Source organism: Algoriphagus sp. UBA3586, from assembly GCF_002376385.1.
Classification (GTDB): domain Bacteria; phylum Bacteroidota; class Bacteroidia; order Cytophagales; family Cyclobacteriaceae; genus Algoriphagus; species Algoriphagus ornithinivorans.
Genome location: NZ_DFMT01000007.1, coordinates 18,407 through 33,645, shown reverse-complemented (window position 1 = coordinate 33,645; position 15,239 = coordinate 18,407). Strand labels below are relative to the sequence as shown.

At 36.8% G+C, this 15,239-nt stretch carries 12 protein-coding genes and 2 tRNA genes; 4 read left to right on the top strand and 10 right to left on the bottom strand.

Annotated features, from left to right (window positions below; all coding sequences use genetic code 11):
* Positions 1–4 precede the first annotated feature (4 nt).
* The 7 genes from B2906_RS01850 to B2906_RS01820 form a co-directional block, all read right to left on the bottom strand.
* A complete protein-coding gene (locus B2906_RS01850) occupies positions 5–283 on the bottom strand; it encodes a helix-turn-helix domain-containing protein (RefSeq protein WP_219958280.1) in 279 nt (92 codons plus the stop codon).
* A 307-nt stretch (positions 284–590) separates the two neighbouring features.
* Positions 591–1,427 (bottom strand): RteC domain-containing protein, encoded by an 837-nt coding sequence (locus B2906_RS01845; protein WP_219958279.1) that lies wholly within the window; start codon positions 1,425–1,427, stop codon positions 591–593.
* A gap of 201 nt (positions 1,428–1,628) precedes the next feature.
* Positions 1,629–2,504, bottom strand: coding sequence for a helix-turn-helix domain-containing protein (locus tag B2906_RS01840; protein WP_219958278.1), 876 nt, complete (start codon positions 2,502–2,504; stop codon positions 1,629–1,631).
* Positions 2,505–2,558: 54 nt separating this feature from the next.
* Positions 2,559–3,047 (bottom strand): asparaginase domain-containing protein, encoded by a 489-nt coding sequence (locus B2906_RS01835; RefSeq protein ID WP_219958277.1) that lies wholly within the window; start codon positions 3,045–3,047, stop codon positions 2,559–2,561.
* Between the two features lie 285 nt (positions 3,048–3,332).
* On the bottom strand, positions 3,333–4,598 hold the full coding sequence (locus tag B2906_RS01830) for a site-specific integrase (RefSeq protein ID WP_219958276.1): 1,266 nt from the start codon (positions 4,596–4,598) through the stop codon (positions 3,333–3,335).
* A 237-nt stretch (positions 4,599–4,835) separates the two neighbouring features.
* Positions 4,836–4,909, bottom strand: a tRNA-Pro gene (locus tag B2906_RS01825).
* 24 nt (positions 4,910–4,933) lie between these two features.
* Positions 4,934–5,022, bottom strand: a tRNA-Ser gene (locus B2906_RS01820).
* A 729-nt stretch (positions 5,023–5,751) separates the two neighbouring features.
* Between B2906_RS01820 and B2906_RS01815 the strand changes: the two genes are divergently transcribed.
* The gene (locus B2906_RS01815; RefSeq protein ID WP_144605283.1) at positions 5,752–7,098 is read left to right on the top strand and encodes a hypothetical protein; all 1,347 of its coding nucleotides are present in this window, start codon (positions 5,752–5,754) and stop codon (positions 7,096–7,098) included.
* Here the strand turns inward: B2906_RS01815 and B2906_RS01810 are convergent.
* A complete protein-coding gene (locus tag B2906_RS01810; protein ID WP_144605282.1) occupies positions 7,095–8,636 on the bottom strand; it encodes a hypothetical protein in 1,542 nt (513 codons plus the stop codon). The genes B2906_RS01815 and B2906_RS01810 overlap by 4 nt on opposite strands.
* A gap of 92 nt (positions 8,637–8,728) precedes the next feature.
* Between B2906_RS01810 and B2906_RS01805 the strand changes: the two genes are divergently transcribed.
* The gene (locus B2906_RS01805) at positions 8,729–9,139 is read left to right on the top strand and encodes a LytR/AlgR family response regulator transcription factor (RefSeq protein ID WP_144605281.1); all 411 of its coding nucleotides are present in this window, start codon (positions 8,729–8,731) and stop codon (positions 9,137–9,139) included.
* Here the strand turns inward: B2906_RS01805 and B2906_RS01800 are convergent.
* Positions 9,136–10,347, bottom strand: a complete 1,212-nt coding sequence (locus B2906_RS01800; protein WP_414631661.1) for an S-adenosylmethionine:tRNA ribosyltransferase-isomerase — start codon at positions 10,345–10,347, stop codon at positions 9,136–9,138. The two genes, B2906_RS01805 and B2906_RS01800, sit on opposite strands and share 4 nt — an antisense overlap.
* A gap of 57 nt (positions 10,348–10,404) precedes the next feature.
* Here B2906_RS01800 and menC point away from each other — a divergent pair, with 57 nt between their 5' ends.
* The gene (gene menC / locus B2906_RS01795; RefSeq protein WP_144605279.1) at positions 10,405–11,484 is read left to right on the top strand and encodes an o-succinylbenzoate synthase; all 1,080 of its coding nucleotides are present in this window, start codon (positions 10,405–10,407) and stop codon (positions 11,482–11,484) included.
* On the opposite strand, the gene B2906_RS01790 is transcribed toward menC, so the two are convergent.
* Positions 11,485–12,618 (bottom strand): lactonase family protein, encoded by a 1,134-nt coding sequence (locus B2906_RS01790; RefSeq protein ID WP_144605278.1) that lies wholly within the window; start codon positions 12,616–12,618, stop codon positions 11,485–11,487.
* 161 nt (positions 12,619–12,779) lie between these two features.
* Here B2906_RS01790 and B2906_RS01785 point away from each other — a divergent pair.
* On the top strand, positions 12,780–15,239 hold a 2,460-nt coding region (locus tag B2906_RS01785; RefSeq protein ID WP_286935390.1), incomplete at its 3' end, for a phosphoenolpyruvate carboxylase.

Sequence of the window (15,239 nt, the reverse complement as noted above, 5' to 3'; positions counted from 1 at the left end):
ACCCTTATTGAGTGGTAGTCTGACCTTCTGTTAGCACTTTGTCAATTTCAGCTGCGTCATAGAAATAGAGACCTTCAACTTTATGTGTGGTCAAAATGTTTTTGCTTCGTAAATTTTGTAAAGTGCTGTGGCTGATTTTGAGCATTTTCTTGACATCGGAAGACCTTAACCATTTCTTTGGAGGTTCCTTTTTCAAATAACTCGATAATAATTCCTCAAACTCTTCTAAAAGTTCCAATTTAAATTCCCGTAAATCGTCGGTAGTGATAATACTTGTTGGCATCTGTTCCAGTTTTTAAAATCCCACCGCTGGTTAGAATTTTTTAGTGCGGTGGGATTACAGCAATTTGACTTTTCGAGAACAAATTTGAACAGATTTACCCAGTTTTGTTCACCAGTTCAACGGGAGTCGGGTGAAAATTTAACATTTGGGTTTATTAGGGAACAAAAGGCTATTTTCCTGCTTTTCTGACCATGTTTTACGTTCAAAGAAGTCAAAAATATTCCCTAAAAGAACATTTATATGCACTAACCGGAGGTTAACCGGAGTACGGTAATTAAAATCAAGGTTTATTGGGCTTAACCGACCTTTATAAATCAGTGCTGTCCATGTGGGATTGTAATCCAGAAGCTAAATCATCAAGAAATTTCGTACGGCTTATCTTTCTTGATTTGATTTCTGAAAATGTTTTGTAGAAATCCCCTAAATCAAAATGTAGTACTTGCTGAAAAGCGGACGCAATTTCCTTAATATCTGCATTACCATTATTGATGACCCGATTATAATGTAGGGCGTAAATCAATTCGGTCAATGCAGATTTGTTTGCCGTCCACTGGAGGTTTAATTGATTGTTCAACTCTTCTGCATTTACCCTGCGTAATTTCGATTTATCGATCATACGGTTTTGGAGATAAACCAATATGGAATCATATGCCTTGAATTCTGACAACAACATATCTTTTGGTGTGTTGAAATCCACATCATGAAAGTAAACATGCGATAAATTAAGTGGAAATGAATCGAGGTGTTTTCTGGTAAAATACTGTTCATCAAAATGGGTTCGCCCAGACGTGATATATTCGCTGAAACTGGTATGGTTACGATAAAATCGATTGATACGGTTCAATCGTTTTTTAATGAATTTACGTTGGGCATTTTCATCTCCCCTGGGGAATTCTAGTTCAAAAGAACGTACTTGGGAATGATAAATTAACTGTGAGGCAGGAATAGTTTTATAACTCTTAAAAAACTCTATTTCCTTTTCAATAGATTCAAAACCGTCGTTAATAACCCCTTGTTTAAAAATGGATAGCAGCGAATGGCACAGGCGAATTGAATGATTGGCCCTCTTAATGACATTAGGAATATTTACCTGGGCCTCTAGCAAATCTTTTTGAAGGCCATCTATGAAGGGCTTAAAATCCATAGCACCTCTTTTACAATTATAAAATTGTATAGAGGTCAATTTTTTGGTAAGGTTGTATAGTGGTTTGGGGGTTGACCCTCTATACCCAGACAGTTGCTATCTAATATAGCACCTTAGTAATCAAGACCCAAGGATATATGGCGTATTTACATACGGTTCAGTCCGTATTTATACTACGGAATCAAAATTACTGTCATTGGTTTAGGACCCTGAGAGTTTAAATCGATTTAAAAACTCGACTCTGCTCTTGACATCCATTTTTTTATAAATATTGGATGCATGTTTGGAAACCGTACTTTCTGCGATATGGAAATCGTCTCCAATTTCCTTGTAGTTGCGATCATCTAAAATTGACAGTGCAATTTCTATCTCCCTTCTCGTAAGTCCTTTATTGAAAAATTTCGGTTCTAGAAGATTGTCCTTTATGTCCTTATAATATCCGAACACCTCAATCAATTTGCTTTTGTGTTCGAGGAAAAACAGATATCTGTCTATTTCAATGGCGGTTATCGCAAAGAAAGAAATATTGATTATTGTAAAGGTTAGCCATTGATAATCGCCAATTACTGTAAGTACAGGTAGAAGCACCATACATGTCACGCTCAACAAGGCAAGTTTATTTCGACGGAGTACAAAGTCATTAGGGTTTTTAGAATTTGATATTTTTTTATTGAATGCCCAAAGAAAATAAAAAGAAATAAGTGATACCGGGAAAGCGAATGCCATCCTTGCAATATCTATTGAACCAGTAAGATAATAAGGTAACAAATAAAGCCCTAGAAAGCATAATCCACCATAAATTGAAATATTTGAAATGGTTAAATGGACGTTTAAAAATGTAATGTCATATTCCCTATAAATATAATAAAATAGGTAAATACCCATGGTCATGGCCACTACATATGTAATGATGTATTGCAAAATAAATGGTCCAGGAAAACCTTCAAAAGGTAGAAATCCTCCTGTGAAATTGTAAAGGACAAATAGGACGGCTAAACCAAGATATCTTTTTAAATTGTTATGTCTTAGGCGTGCATTCTGGAAAATGGCGAAAATCAATATGAAAGTATCTATCAATAGATAGAAAAAAGTTGTCCAATGTATTGAAGTGCCGAACATAACAATTACTCATTAGAATTCCTTTTCAAATTGGTTAGATTCCAAATTCTTCCGAACATTGTCCCAAGTAAAAACTTCTCCATTCATGGCGATATAGACACCATATTCCAGAAAATCTAGAACTCCAAAGGCAAAGCCCAAATTAAATGGAGCATCAGAATCCTTATCAGTTCCCAATTTAAGGGAACCCACCAACACTATAGTCTTTTCCAAACCAAGCTTGCCTAAAAATTTCGCAGTTTCAGCCATAGTCAAGGTACCATGGGTAACAAGAATTTGATTTGAAGAGGCAGCAGTAATCTTTTCGGCCAATTCCAATCTATCCTCAGCGGTGATGAAACGACTGTCTTTTTGAAAAACTCTCTCAAGCCTAAAGGGTGATGATACTTTTGCGCAGTTAAGAAAATCCTCAATGGAGATGGTGTTTTGAAGCGTTGCGTCCTTTGGTTTATCATAATCCAACCCTTCAATAGTACCTCCAGTAGTGAAAATATGTATCATTTTCTCACGATTTACGGAATTCAGAATCAGTAAGAGTAATTGGGATATTTCACTACATCCAATAGATAGGGCTTCCCATTATTGGAAATGTAATTAGCTTTGCATTATATGAATTCGCTAATACAATGTCTTTAAACAGGAATGGTTAGTGTAAATAGATACTCTGTAATATCGACTTTGAATTCAAAATATTTCTAAATATAATAATTTTCTTTCGTTCAAATAGTTGTAAGTCATTGATATGGTGGTAATTCTTAGTTCGAAATTTCAAGTTTAAATTAATATTTAGGCTGTTCTGGTCTCCAATAGATTATCTTTTCTACTAGAGGATTCAAGCTTAGTCTTAAGTACCGCAATATCTTCGCTGATTTTCTTCTCCATAACCCGCGCATATATTTGAGTGGTAGAAAGTCTTCGGTGTCCTAAAAGTTTAGATACTGTTTCGAGAGGAACTCCATTCGCCAACGTAACGGTAGTCGCAAAGGTGTGCCTAGCTGCATGAAATGAAATATGTTTATCAATTCCGCACTTGGCGATAATTTTCTTTAAATAAGAATTGCACTTTTGATTGCTATAAACGGGCAATAAAAGGTCATTGTTCTTCCCATATCCGTCATTAGTATATTTGCACAGAATTTCTTTGGCCTTGCTCAGTAAAGGGATTTTTACAGCTGTTTTGCTCTTTTCCCTTTTTGTATATATCCATTCTCCACCATCTATTCCAACAACTATCTGTCCAGGTTTTAGCCTTTTTAAGTCAATATAAGAGAGGCCCGTGTAGCAGGCAAATATGAAACAATCACGTACTCTTTTTAATCCGAAATCAGTCAACTCAAGTTCTTCAACTAAGCTAAGCTCTTCAATAGTTAAATATTGACGGTCATAGGATGTGAACTTAGAATTAAAAAAAGCAAATGGATTTTGCTTGATGCAGTCAAGTTTACAAGCAATCGTAGTCATCTTTTTAAAACGCTCTAGGTGTTTCATTATTCCGTTATTACCTAATGGCTGGGATTTCATCAAAGGCTTACAATTGCGGAGGTAGTTTTCAAAATTTAGAACAAAAGAATAATTAATTTGATTTAGAGGCATATCGGAGGTTCGATACTTCTTGGACAAAAAAGAGAGAAGATATTTTTCTGTGGCACCATAATTCTTTGCAGTACCTTTTTTTAGTTTTGGGATTTCATTCTCTTTATGATACTTAAGAAGTTCCCTTATTGTTCTCAAGGGGCTATCCTCTTCTAAATATCTAAGCTTTATGTCTTGAACAGTAATGAATCTTCCTTCTTGGAGTAAACTACGGTATGAAGCCTTCAATTCTGAGGATATATCGTCTAAAGAATCATTTATAAAGGATGCATCCTTATGTTTTAGATTAACTCTTTCCGAGACTGGACACCAATGTCTTTCAAGTACTGATTTTTTGGTGCTGATATCAGCTGGTTTACCATCCAATCTAATTCGGGCATAAATAGGTGTTGTACCATCTTTCCTGATTGATTTCTTTTTCAACCAAAAATGAATAATAAAAGTGTGTGTAGTTTTCATCACTTTCGTTTTTTAAAGATTATTGAATCCGTTAAACGAAAGCCAAATCGCCGTGAAAAGTCTATTGCGATGAGTTGAACGTACTAAAGTTACTAAAAAACGATTCCCAAAAACAGGACACGTAATAGGACACGTTCAATTATGATTTCAAAACTATTCAAATGAAACCAAGAATTATTTAAATCCTTGGTTTTCATAAGATTAGTACAAATTTGGTGTCTTTTGACACCCTTTTTGTCGGGGTGGCAGGATTCGAACCTACGACCTCCACATCCCAAATGTGGCGCGATACCGGGCTACGCTACACCCCGAACTAATTCTCTTAAGGATTTCAGCAGAGAGTGGGGGATTCGAACCCCCGGTACGGTTTGACCCGTACGACAGTTTAGCAAACTGCTGGTTTAAGCCACTCACCCAACTCTCTAATATTTTTATGATTTGGAAATTTTTTCCCTTCTTTAACAAAAGAGTATTATTTATTATTTCCAATTCAATTATAAAGATTTCATATAAACCTTCACCTAATGGCTAACCATTTCCTTTAGGCGATGCAAATATAAACCAAATGAAAAGATTTAAGCAAGGAATCTGCCGAAGCATCTGAAGATTGAAAGCTAATTTTTTTAATCCCCTGACTATCAATTCAAATATTTGCCCTTTTCTTTAAAAATTTTATTCGGGATGTTTGAAAGATTTTATTAATTGGTATTTTTAAAGCAAATTTTTGGATTATGGTTATTCAAACGACAAATGCCTCTTTTTTGATTGAGAATTGTGAATTTGATTCTGCCCTTGTGGCAATTCACTCTGATTCTCGATTTGAACTCTCTCGTCTTTTCGGGTCTATAAAAGTTAAATCCTCCGATTCCCATACCTACCCTTTTACTGTGAGAATCAGTAAACAGGAGTTCACTGATTCATTGATTTTATTGATCAAAGAGATTGATTACACGAGTTTTTCGCAATTAGAATCAAACTGGATGTAATTTTTTTTAGAAAATTTCAAAAAAAAATTCAAGTACTTTTTGGTGACAAAAAGCATTTTTTGGTTTAGGTCTTACTTTTTACATTGTCCAAACAAATTTTATCCCGTAAACGTCTGGTTTATAGAATTTTGTTCTATCAATTGAGTCTTTTTTTTAATAAAATTTTTTTGCAATATTCGAAGAGTACTTATTGGATTATCACCCCAAGTTTTACACCCAAATTGATCAGCATTGAACATATCGAACAGCTAATTCCTGAATTTTTTCAGGAGTCCGAGCATTTTTATCTAGTCTTTTTAGATATAGAAGGAAATGTTGAGGATTCAAATGCTCTTTTTAAAGGGCTACTGGGAATTTCTGATTCATCTTCTATTTTTGATCACCTAGATTTCCGATCAAAGCAAGAACTGGAAGGTTTAATTGATCAATTAATGCTCAAACCTAAAGAGCAATATCCGGTTTTGCTCCAATTTATTGATCAGAAAAGAGCGCAATCATGGTGGGAATTTTCTATGGTGATCAACTCCGAAATGGATCCCTTGGGATTCATTGGTATTGGTGTTGACTTGAACTTCCTTGAACGGAAACTCCCATGGAATCATCTTATCGATCTTCTCAATTTCGGAAAGGCTGAACTGGATGAAAACTTGGAGTTTATTTCCGCCGAACCTTTAGTAGCGGATTGGATTGCAAATGGGAGTTCAGAACTAATAGGGAAAAGCTTACTGAATTCAGGATTATTTGAACTGAATTCTTTTGACCGTTTGGAGTTGGAAAAGATACTCTCTACAGAAGGAGTGACACAATTCAAAGCAAGGGTTAAGAGAGCTTCAGGGTACTTTTCATATTCCATTAATTTATTGAAACATACTAAAGGATTTCTACTTTTTATGAGACCTGCGCCAAAAGATGAGTTTTATGCAAATAATGTAAAACCTTTTGCCAATGAGCAATTGGACTTAATTTCAGGTCCAGTTTGGATTTTGGAGAGAAATTTTTCGGTTGTTCAGCAAAATAGCCTCGCATCATCTTTGATCCAACAGTGGAATTCCAGCAATTCTTCGGCTAAGTCAGGCTTTAATACCGAATTTGCAGGAGATAAATCCAAAAGATTAATGGAAATAATATCTCAGACTTTTGAAGGACAAGAGAAGAAATTGGCTGTAAAAATCACCAATAAAACTGGTGGCTCAGAATATTGGACATTCCATACTAAAGTCATTTATTCGGAAGGCAAAAAGCGCTGGGTAATGATTCAAGGAATTGATCAAAGTGTTTTGTACAATCGGATTAATTTGCAGGAAAAAGAAATTCAGACATTAAGGGAATTGGCCATCCGTCCTTCGCATATTTTGAGATCTCCGCTTTCTTCTATGCTTGGCTTATTGGATTTGATTGATTACAGGAAACTTGATGAGGAAAATCAAAAATATATTTCCTACCTCAAGCCACTCGCACAAGAATTGGATGAAGTAATTCGAAATAATGCAAAGAAAATGTCTCAATTAGATTAATGAGACCCTTCAAGGCCTATTATGGCTAGAGTTGCAGGAATATTGTAAACGCCTTCCAAGACAAATCTTTCTGAGCTAATCAATAAATGACCTGATTCCTGATAGACTATTCCTTCAGGAAATCCCCTAATCGGTATATATCCAATTTTTATTTCGGGATAGAAGTTGTTCAACTTTTGATCTTCTCTTATGCCTTCACTGATCCAGATAGCCTGTTCCAGTGGATTTAAACCTAAAAATCTGAATCCAATCAAGGATATTTCCCCGTTTTCTCGGTTGATATCAGCTCCAGTTACCAAGGCATTCAAGGAAAATGTCTCTACCAGCTCAGCTTCATAATCACCCGGAATTGCAGGTAATACATAATGATCAGAATTATTAAACCCTCGGTTTTTTGAAAACAAATGAAGCTTATTCTGATAAAAAATCATGGCTTCGCAATCAAATCTATGGTTTTCGGAAGAACCGCTAAAGTCAGTTTGATTAGGGTAGTTGAACTTAATTTGCTCGGCGGTCAAATTATCCTGATTGAGTAGCTCAGCAATTGAGACCCTATAGATTACCAGGTCTTTTCGATTGCCTAAATTATTTCCAAAATCGCCAATAAATAGGTGAGTTTCGCTTTGGGCTAAATCTTCCCAATCGACGTTACTGGCATTCGTGACTGTAATATTTCTCAAAACCTCTCCTGTGGAAGCATTAAGTTCATGAATTTGATTGGGGTTTTCCCCATCATTTATTGAAAATAATCTTCCGTTAATAAATGCCAATCCTGAGGTTTCATTTTGGGAGGTTTCCAGAGAATTAATTGTGGAAGGGCTTAAAGAAATTACTTGATTTTGGCTGTTGATTTTGATCAGACCTTCTTGGTAGCTTGAGTTTCCTGCATTGAATTCGATTCTATAGGCTGATTCAATGTTAGATTCTGTATTGGAATCAAACTGGGTGATAAACTTTCCGGTATTTCCGATTGGAATTTTTATTTCCAGCCTTCCATTTAAATTATGGTAGATATAAAAGTTGTTGAGAGAGGCTTCGAATAAAGGTTTTGCATTTTCCAGCAATATGGAGGGAGCTTGGATTGGTTGATTGGAAGCAACTCTAATCCTTTTATTGAGTCTGTTTCCTTTAAGAACTAGTTCCTGATTGTCTTTTTCAGCTTTGAAACTGCCTTTTATGGATATTTCAGCAACTGAGGAAGTTTCATTTCTTGATGAACTGAGATATGTATAAGTGTAGTCCCCTGTGGCTAATTCAATGGTTTTATTGATTGGGTTTTGATTAGCCGGAATTTTTAAGAAGTATTTTTTTCCGTCATCAGTACCTTCAAAGGATATTTCTAACTCATCCTGAAATTTATTGGCCGGGGCACCTGATACATTTTCAAGCAAAATAGATGAAATAGTAACTGTGCTGTTGGCGCTTCCTCCTGGATTATCATCAATGACCGGATTTTCAGGATCTGTACAGGAAAAGTTCAAGAAAATCAATGAGAAAATTGCTGGATAAAAAGTTGAAAATCTGATTGATTGAGACATTTGGTCAAAAATATATGCTGATTTAAGTCCTTAATTTACAAAATCAAAACAATCATCTTTCACAGGAAGTTGCAAATGTAAATCGAAAGGATATGAAAGAGCTATTAGAAGGTATTAAGAAGAACAGTAACGGTGCAAGCAAACATGATGCTGCTTTGGAGAAAGAATCAAACCTTTTAATCCGGGATGCCATATTTGTTCGACATGATGGATCTCTGGTTAAAGTTAAGTTTCAAGATGTTCTTTGGCTGAAGGGGGATGGAAATTACACCACCTTGGTAGCAAGAGATTTTGTGATTTCTGTGAGGAATATTCTAAAGGATTTTGAAGAAGCGCTTCCCCAGAAAGAATTCATGAGAATCCACAAAAGTTATATAGTTCGCTTGGATGAAATAATTTCCATCAATCCGAGAGAAGTAAAGGTAGGAGAAGATCTAGTTCCTGTTGGAAGGTCTTATTACCAAAATCTCATCGATGGAATTAAGAAGTTAGGCTCGGATTAATCAAACCACAGCAAACTACTGTCTCCATAACTGAGGAACCTATAATCTTTTTCTAAGGCTTCTTGGTATACGAATTCCCAATCCTTCCCAATCATGGCAGCTATTAAAAGAACAAGAGTTGTTCCGGGCTGGTGGAAATTAGTAATCAATCCTTCAATCATTTGAAATTGATAACCTGGGAAAATGAATATTTCTGTACTTCCCATGATTTCGGTTTGTCCAGTTGAATCCATTAAATCCAGAACAGCTTGCAATGCCTCTTTTTTGGTAGGCAATACCTCTCTTGTTTCATAGGGAAATAATTTTTCCACAAAAAACTCTTCTCCCTTATTTTCTATCAGTTTCACTCCATACCAATAGAGGCTTTCCAAACTTCTAACTGAGGTTGTTCCCACAGCGACTGTTTTCCCTTCTTGTTCCAAACATTTTTCAATCACAGATCTTTGCAAATGAATTTGTTCGCTGTGCATGGGGTGTTCTTGAACCTTGTCAACTTTAATTGGCTGAAACGTGCCTGCAGAGACATGAAGCGTGACTTCTGATTCTTTCACTCCTTTTTTTCTTATTGCTGAAAAAACCTCTTCAGTAAAATGAAGTCCTGCAGTTGGTGCGGCGACTGCGCCTTCTTTTTTTGAGTAAACAGTCTGATATCTAGATTTATCTTCTTCTTCGGCTTTTCTATTGAGATAGGGAGGTAAAGGAACCTCTCCACTAGACTCTACGATATCCACAAATGCAACATCGAATGGAGACCAGGAAAACTCTACCAATTTCCTGTCTCTATCCAGAAGCTTAGCTTCTAAGATGATTTCTTTTCCCAAATGTTGAACTCGCCCTTTCAGGATTTCGCCATCCTTCCATTTCTTGGCATTTCCTATCATGGTTTCCCAAGATACCGGATGTTTGGCAAGCATGATTTCAGGTATGACTGTGCTCGGAGATACTGGCGCTAATAAGAAAATTTCAATTTTGGCTCCAGTTTCCCGTTGGAAAATTAATCGCGCAGGAATGACTTTGGTATCGTTGTAAACAAGCAACATTCCTTCTTCCAGGAGATCGGGAAGATTATAAAAACGATGGTGTGTAATATTTCCAGCTTTATAATGAAGCAACTTTGAATCATCCCTTTTTTCTAAAGGGTATTTGGCGATTCGATCTTCTGGAAGTGTATATTCGTAGTCTCTTAAGTTAATCTGAGGCTCTTTCATGCGTTTCATTTCAAAGCGCAAATATAGTCTCTTTAATCTTTTAGCCCTGCCTGTCTTATGTCACAGCTATCTCTGAAATTTCAATTGATTCCCAGAACTCTCCAGTTTCGCTTTGAAGCGGGGACTTCCCGTGGTGTATTAAAGACTCGGAATATTTGGTGGATCAAGGCTTACAATGAGGAGAGTCCTAATCAAATTGGATGGGGTGAAGCTGCTCCATTGGTAAAACTGAGCATTGATGATCGTCAGGATTTTGAGGAAGTTGTAAAGAATACGCTTGAAAAACTAGAGAAAGTGGAGTGGTCGCTGGAGGAAGATGAAATCTTAGATACTGTTAAAAAAAATGTGTCCTTTGATTTTCCTTCTATCCGATTTGCTATAGAAATGGCTGTGCTGGATTTTGTCAATGGGGGACAGAAAAAGTTTTTTTCCAATCAGTTTTTTGAAGAGCAGAAAGCCATCCCTATCAACGGGTTGATCTGGATGGGTGATCGAGAATTCATGATGCAACAAATCCAGGAAAAGCTGGATTCAGGATTTTCCTGTATTAAAATGAAAATCGGTGCCATTGATTTTAAGCAAGAATGTGAATTGCTGGAATTTATCAGAAAGCAATTCAGTCCTGATCAGATGATTTTGAGAGTGGATGCAAATGGAGCTTTTTCTCCTGAAGAAGCGCAAAGTAAACTAGCGAAATTAGCAGACCTTGGAATCCATAGTATAGAGCAACCCATCAAAGCTGGTCAATGGGATACCATGAGATTACTGTGTAAGTCAACACCCTTACCAATTGCCTTGGATGAGGAACTGATTGGTGTTAAGGAGAAGGAGTTGTTATTGGATACTATCAGGCCTCAACATATTATTTTGAAGCCAACATTGTTGGGAGGCTTTCTGGAGAGCAGAAAGTGGATAGCAAAGGCAGAAGAAAGGGGAATAGGTTGGTGGATGACCTCTGCCTTGGAAAGTAATATTGGTTTGAACGCTATCGCCCAGTTAGCTTCTCAATATCAACCTTCCATTCATCAAGGCCTTGGAACAGGGAAATTATACCATAATAATCTTGAATCCCCTCTACAAATTCAAAATGGAGAAATTCACTATAATTCAGTTATTCCTTGGGAAGAACCCAAATAATCATTGAATGGGATGTAAGTAAACAGGTTTATGACCTTGGATGCTTATTCCGGTATTTGCTAATTCGCCCGTTTCAGCATTTCTTTCAAAGACCACAATTTCATGACTTTCCTGATGAGCAGCTAAGAGATATTTTCCATCGGAAGTAAGATTGAAATTTCTAGGCATTTTTCCTCCGGAAGAGTAGTGTTGGATCAATTCATAGATCCCAGATTCATTTTTTCTAAAAGCCGAAATACTATTAGAATCACCCCTATTTGAAGCATAAATATGTTGGCCATCAGGCGAAACCCTAACTTCAGCCGCTCCTAAAGCACCCTTGAATTCTTCAGAAAAAAGAGGGAGTCTTTGTTTACTTTTCATTTGACCATTCTGATAGCTGAAAACTTCTAAAATGGCAGTCAATTCCTGAACAACAAAAAGTTCTTTTCGATCCTTCGAAAATGCCAAATGTCTTGGTCCATCTCCAGGAGTCATGGGGATTTTTTCCTCAAAGGAAAGTGGATTTTCAAGGCCACTTTCAAATTTGTAGCGATACAGTTCATCAGATCCTAAATCAGCAACCCAAACATAATCACCGGAAGGATCGAAAGTTGCGCTGTGAACATGCGCTGATTCCTGTCTAGATTTATTGACACTTGATCCTTGATGCTGTAGAACCTGCACCCGTTCCAAATTCCCATTAGTTACCTTAAAAACAGCAAGGTTACCTCCAGAGTAATTACTGACAAGGATGTATTTTTCATCAGGTGAAATTGCAATATGACAAGGATGGTCTCCAGCAGTAAAAGCTGAATCTAAAATCTGTAATGCTGTTCTTGAATCTTCGAGTTCAAAACTCAAGATTTGACCGCCATTTTCTCCCGCATTTTCAGATACTGTGTATAGGAATTCTTGATTTTTTCCTGTCAGGATAAAAGAGGGATTGGAGATTCCTTTGGCAATAGTTTCAAGGCTTAAAGAATCCTTTTCAGGGAAAAATGTCAAAAGATCGATTCCCTGTTCTTCGGTATCTGTGTAAGTTCCGACTAAAAATTTATAACTTAATAGCTCTAGGGATTTTTCCATATCGGATTCCTTTTGTTTACAGGCATACAAGGCAATTATCAATGATACGATCAGAAGGTTTTTCATGAGGATGATGAATCAATAGTTTAAGCTACAAAGAATTGTTTTTCCATTAGTCATCAATGAAAAAAAAGAAATGATTGAATGAATTATTTAATGAATTGGCAATTTGCTCGGTAAAAAACAAGAAATTTATTAATTTAGAATGCTTTAAACCTCTTTACTTAATGTATAAAACCTACGATACCGAAGTTGCAAAACGCTTCACAATTTATAACTCACTTTTTTTAGATCTTCCTTTCGATCATATTTTCAGAACAGGTACCATGTTGCCTCTTTTGGGAACTGCCTGCCAAAAGGGATTTGAGTCGGAGAAGACTCCGCGAGAGATTATTGAAGGCTTTTTTGAAGAAATGATGCCTTCCAATTCTGAGAAGGAAAGAACAGATCTGCTATTTCAAATGATTCAATATGTGGAGAGACAGGTGGTGCTTTTTGACTCCATTGAAGATGCTGCGTATGAAAAAATCAATGATTTGGGAGGGAAAGGTTCTATTAAAGCCTTAATAAACAGAGCGGAAAGTGATCATAAAAAGGAAGCATTGATAGAAAAGCTCAAAAGTTTTTCCGTCAGGCTAACATTGACAGCTCACCCAACTCAATTCTATCCCGGAAATGTGCTGGGAATTATCACCGACTTGGAAAATGCGATCCGGCAGGATGATATCGGGAGAATTAATCAATTGCTTCAGCAATTAGGAAAGACAGGTTTTATAAATAGAGAAAAGCCAAGTCCTTACGAGGAAGCGGTCAGCTTGATTTGGTTTTTGGAGAATGTATTCTATCAAAGTATCTCCGATATCATGATCAGAATGCTCAATCGCTTAAATATTCCGCTGCATGATTGGGAGAATCCAGGTTTACTGAAGGTAGGTTTTTGGCCGGGAGGAGATAGAGATGGAAATCCATTTGTGACTCATGAAACCACTATGCAGGTAGCGGAAAGATTGAAAAAATGGATTTTACGCTGTTACTACCGGGATGTAAGAAAGTTGAGGAGAAGACTTACTTTCAAACACGTAGAAAATGTAATTCTGAAAGTTGAAAAAGGGATTTATTCTACGCTTTTTGAAGATCAACCTGTTTACTCCAACAAAGAAGAATTATTAGCGGATCTTTTGAATGCAAGGGAAGCTTTGATTGAACATCATGACGGCTTATTCTTGGAACTCTTGGATGAATTTATTCTTAAAGTCAGAATTTTCGGATTCCATTTTGCCTACATGGATATGCGTCAGGATAGTCGAAAACATGATGCGCTTTGGGAAGAGATTTTTGAAGTGAAAGGTATAGAATGGAAAGCAACTGAGGAGGAGCAAATCCAGCAATTATTGGCAGTAGATTCCCTTCCTGAGATTGAAAGAATTCAGGATGAGTTTCATCAGGAAATGCTGAAGTCCTTCGGAACGATTGAAAAAATCCATGAATCCAATGGGGAGGATGTTTTGCATCGCTATATTATTTCCAATTGTCAATCTGCTAAGCATCTTTTAGAAGTATTCCAATTAGCCAAACTCACATTAGGTAAAGGAAAAGAGAATCTTCCTTTGGATGTCGTTCCGCTTTTTGAAACAATTGATGATTTGGCTGAGGCACCTGAGATTATGACCTACCTATATCGCTTGCCTGCTTATCAAAAGCATTTAGCCAGTAGAGGAAATAAACAAACCATCATGTTAGGCTTTTCAGACGGAACCAAAGATGGAGGGTATCTGAAGGCAAACTGGTCCATATTAAGAGCAAAAGAGGAAATGACTCGGGTTTCCCGTGAAAATGGAATCGAGGTAGTCTTTTTCGACGGTAGAGGTGGGCCTCCTGCAAGAGGTGGGGGAAATATGCATAATTTCTATGCATCACTGGGAGAGCGCGTTGAAAATGCGGAAATACAGGTCACTATACAGGGCCAGACTATTTCTGCAAACTATGGAAAGCAGGCTTCTTGTACTTATAATTTTGAACAGCTGCTAAGTGCGGGTCTTGAAAACCATCTTTATTCTGACTCTGAAAGAAACCTTTCTGAAGATCAGCGGGCTTTGATTGAAGAGTTGGCCAATAGAGGTTATGAATCTTACAAGGCCTTTAAGAATCATCCTAAGTTTGTCCCATATTTGGAGCATGTAACTCCACTTAAGTACTTTGGAATGACGAATATAGGCAGTCGGCCTTTGAAAAGAGGAAAGGGCGAAGGCTTGAAGTTTGAGGATTTAAGAGCGATTCCATTTGTTGGTTCTTGGGCTCAAATGAAGCAAAATATTCCCGGCTATTACGGAGTAGGTGCGGCTATTGCAGAGATGGAAAAGGAAAACCGGGTAGATGAATTAAAGGAATTGTATCAAAACAGTTTATTTTTCAGGACACTTCTGGGTAACTCCATGCAGTCTTTGAATAAGTGTTTCTATCCAGCAACTTCCTACCTAAAAAATAATGAAGAGTATGGGGGATTTTGGAAACTCATGTTCCAAGAATATGAGCGCTCTGTAGAAAAACTTAAAAAAGTTTCTCAAATGGAGGAGTTGATGGGAGATAATAAAGTGATCAAAACTTCAATTGCCATTCGGGAAAGGATAGTTTTACCACTCATTACCATACAACAATATGCTATTCAGAGTATGCTGGAAGATGGGAAG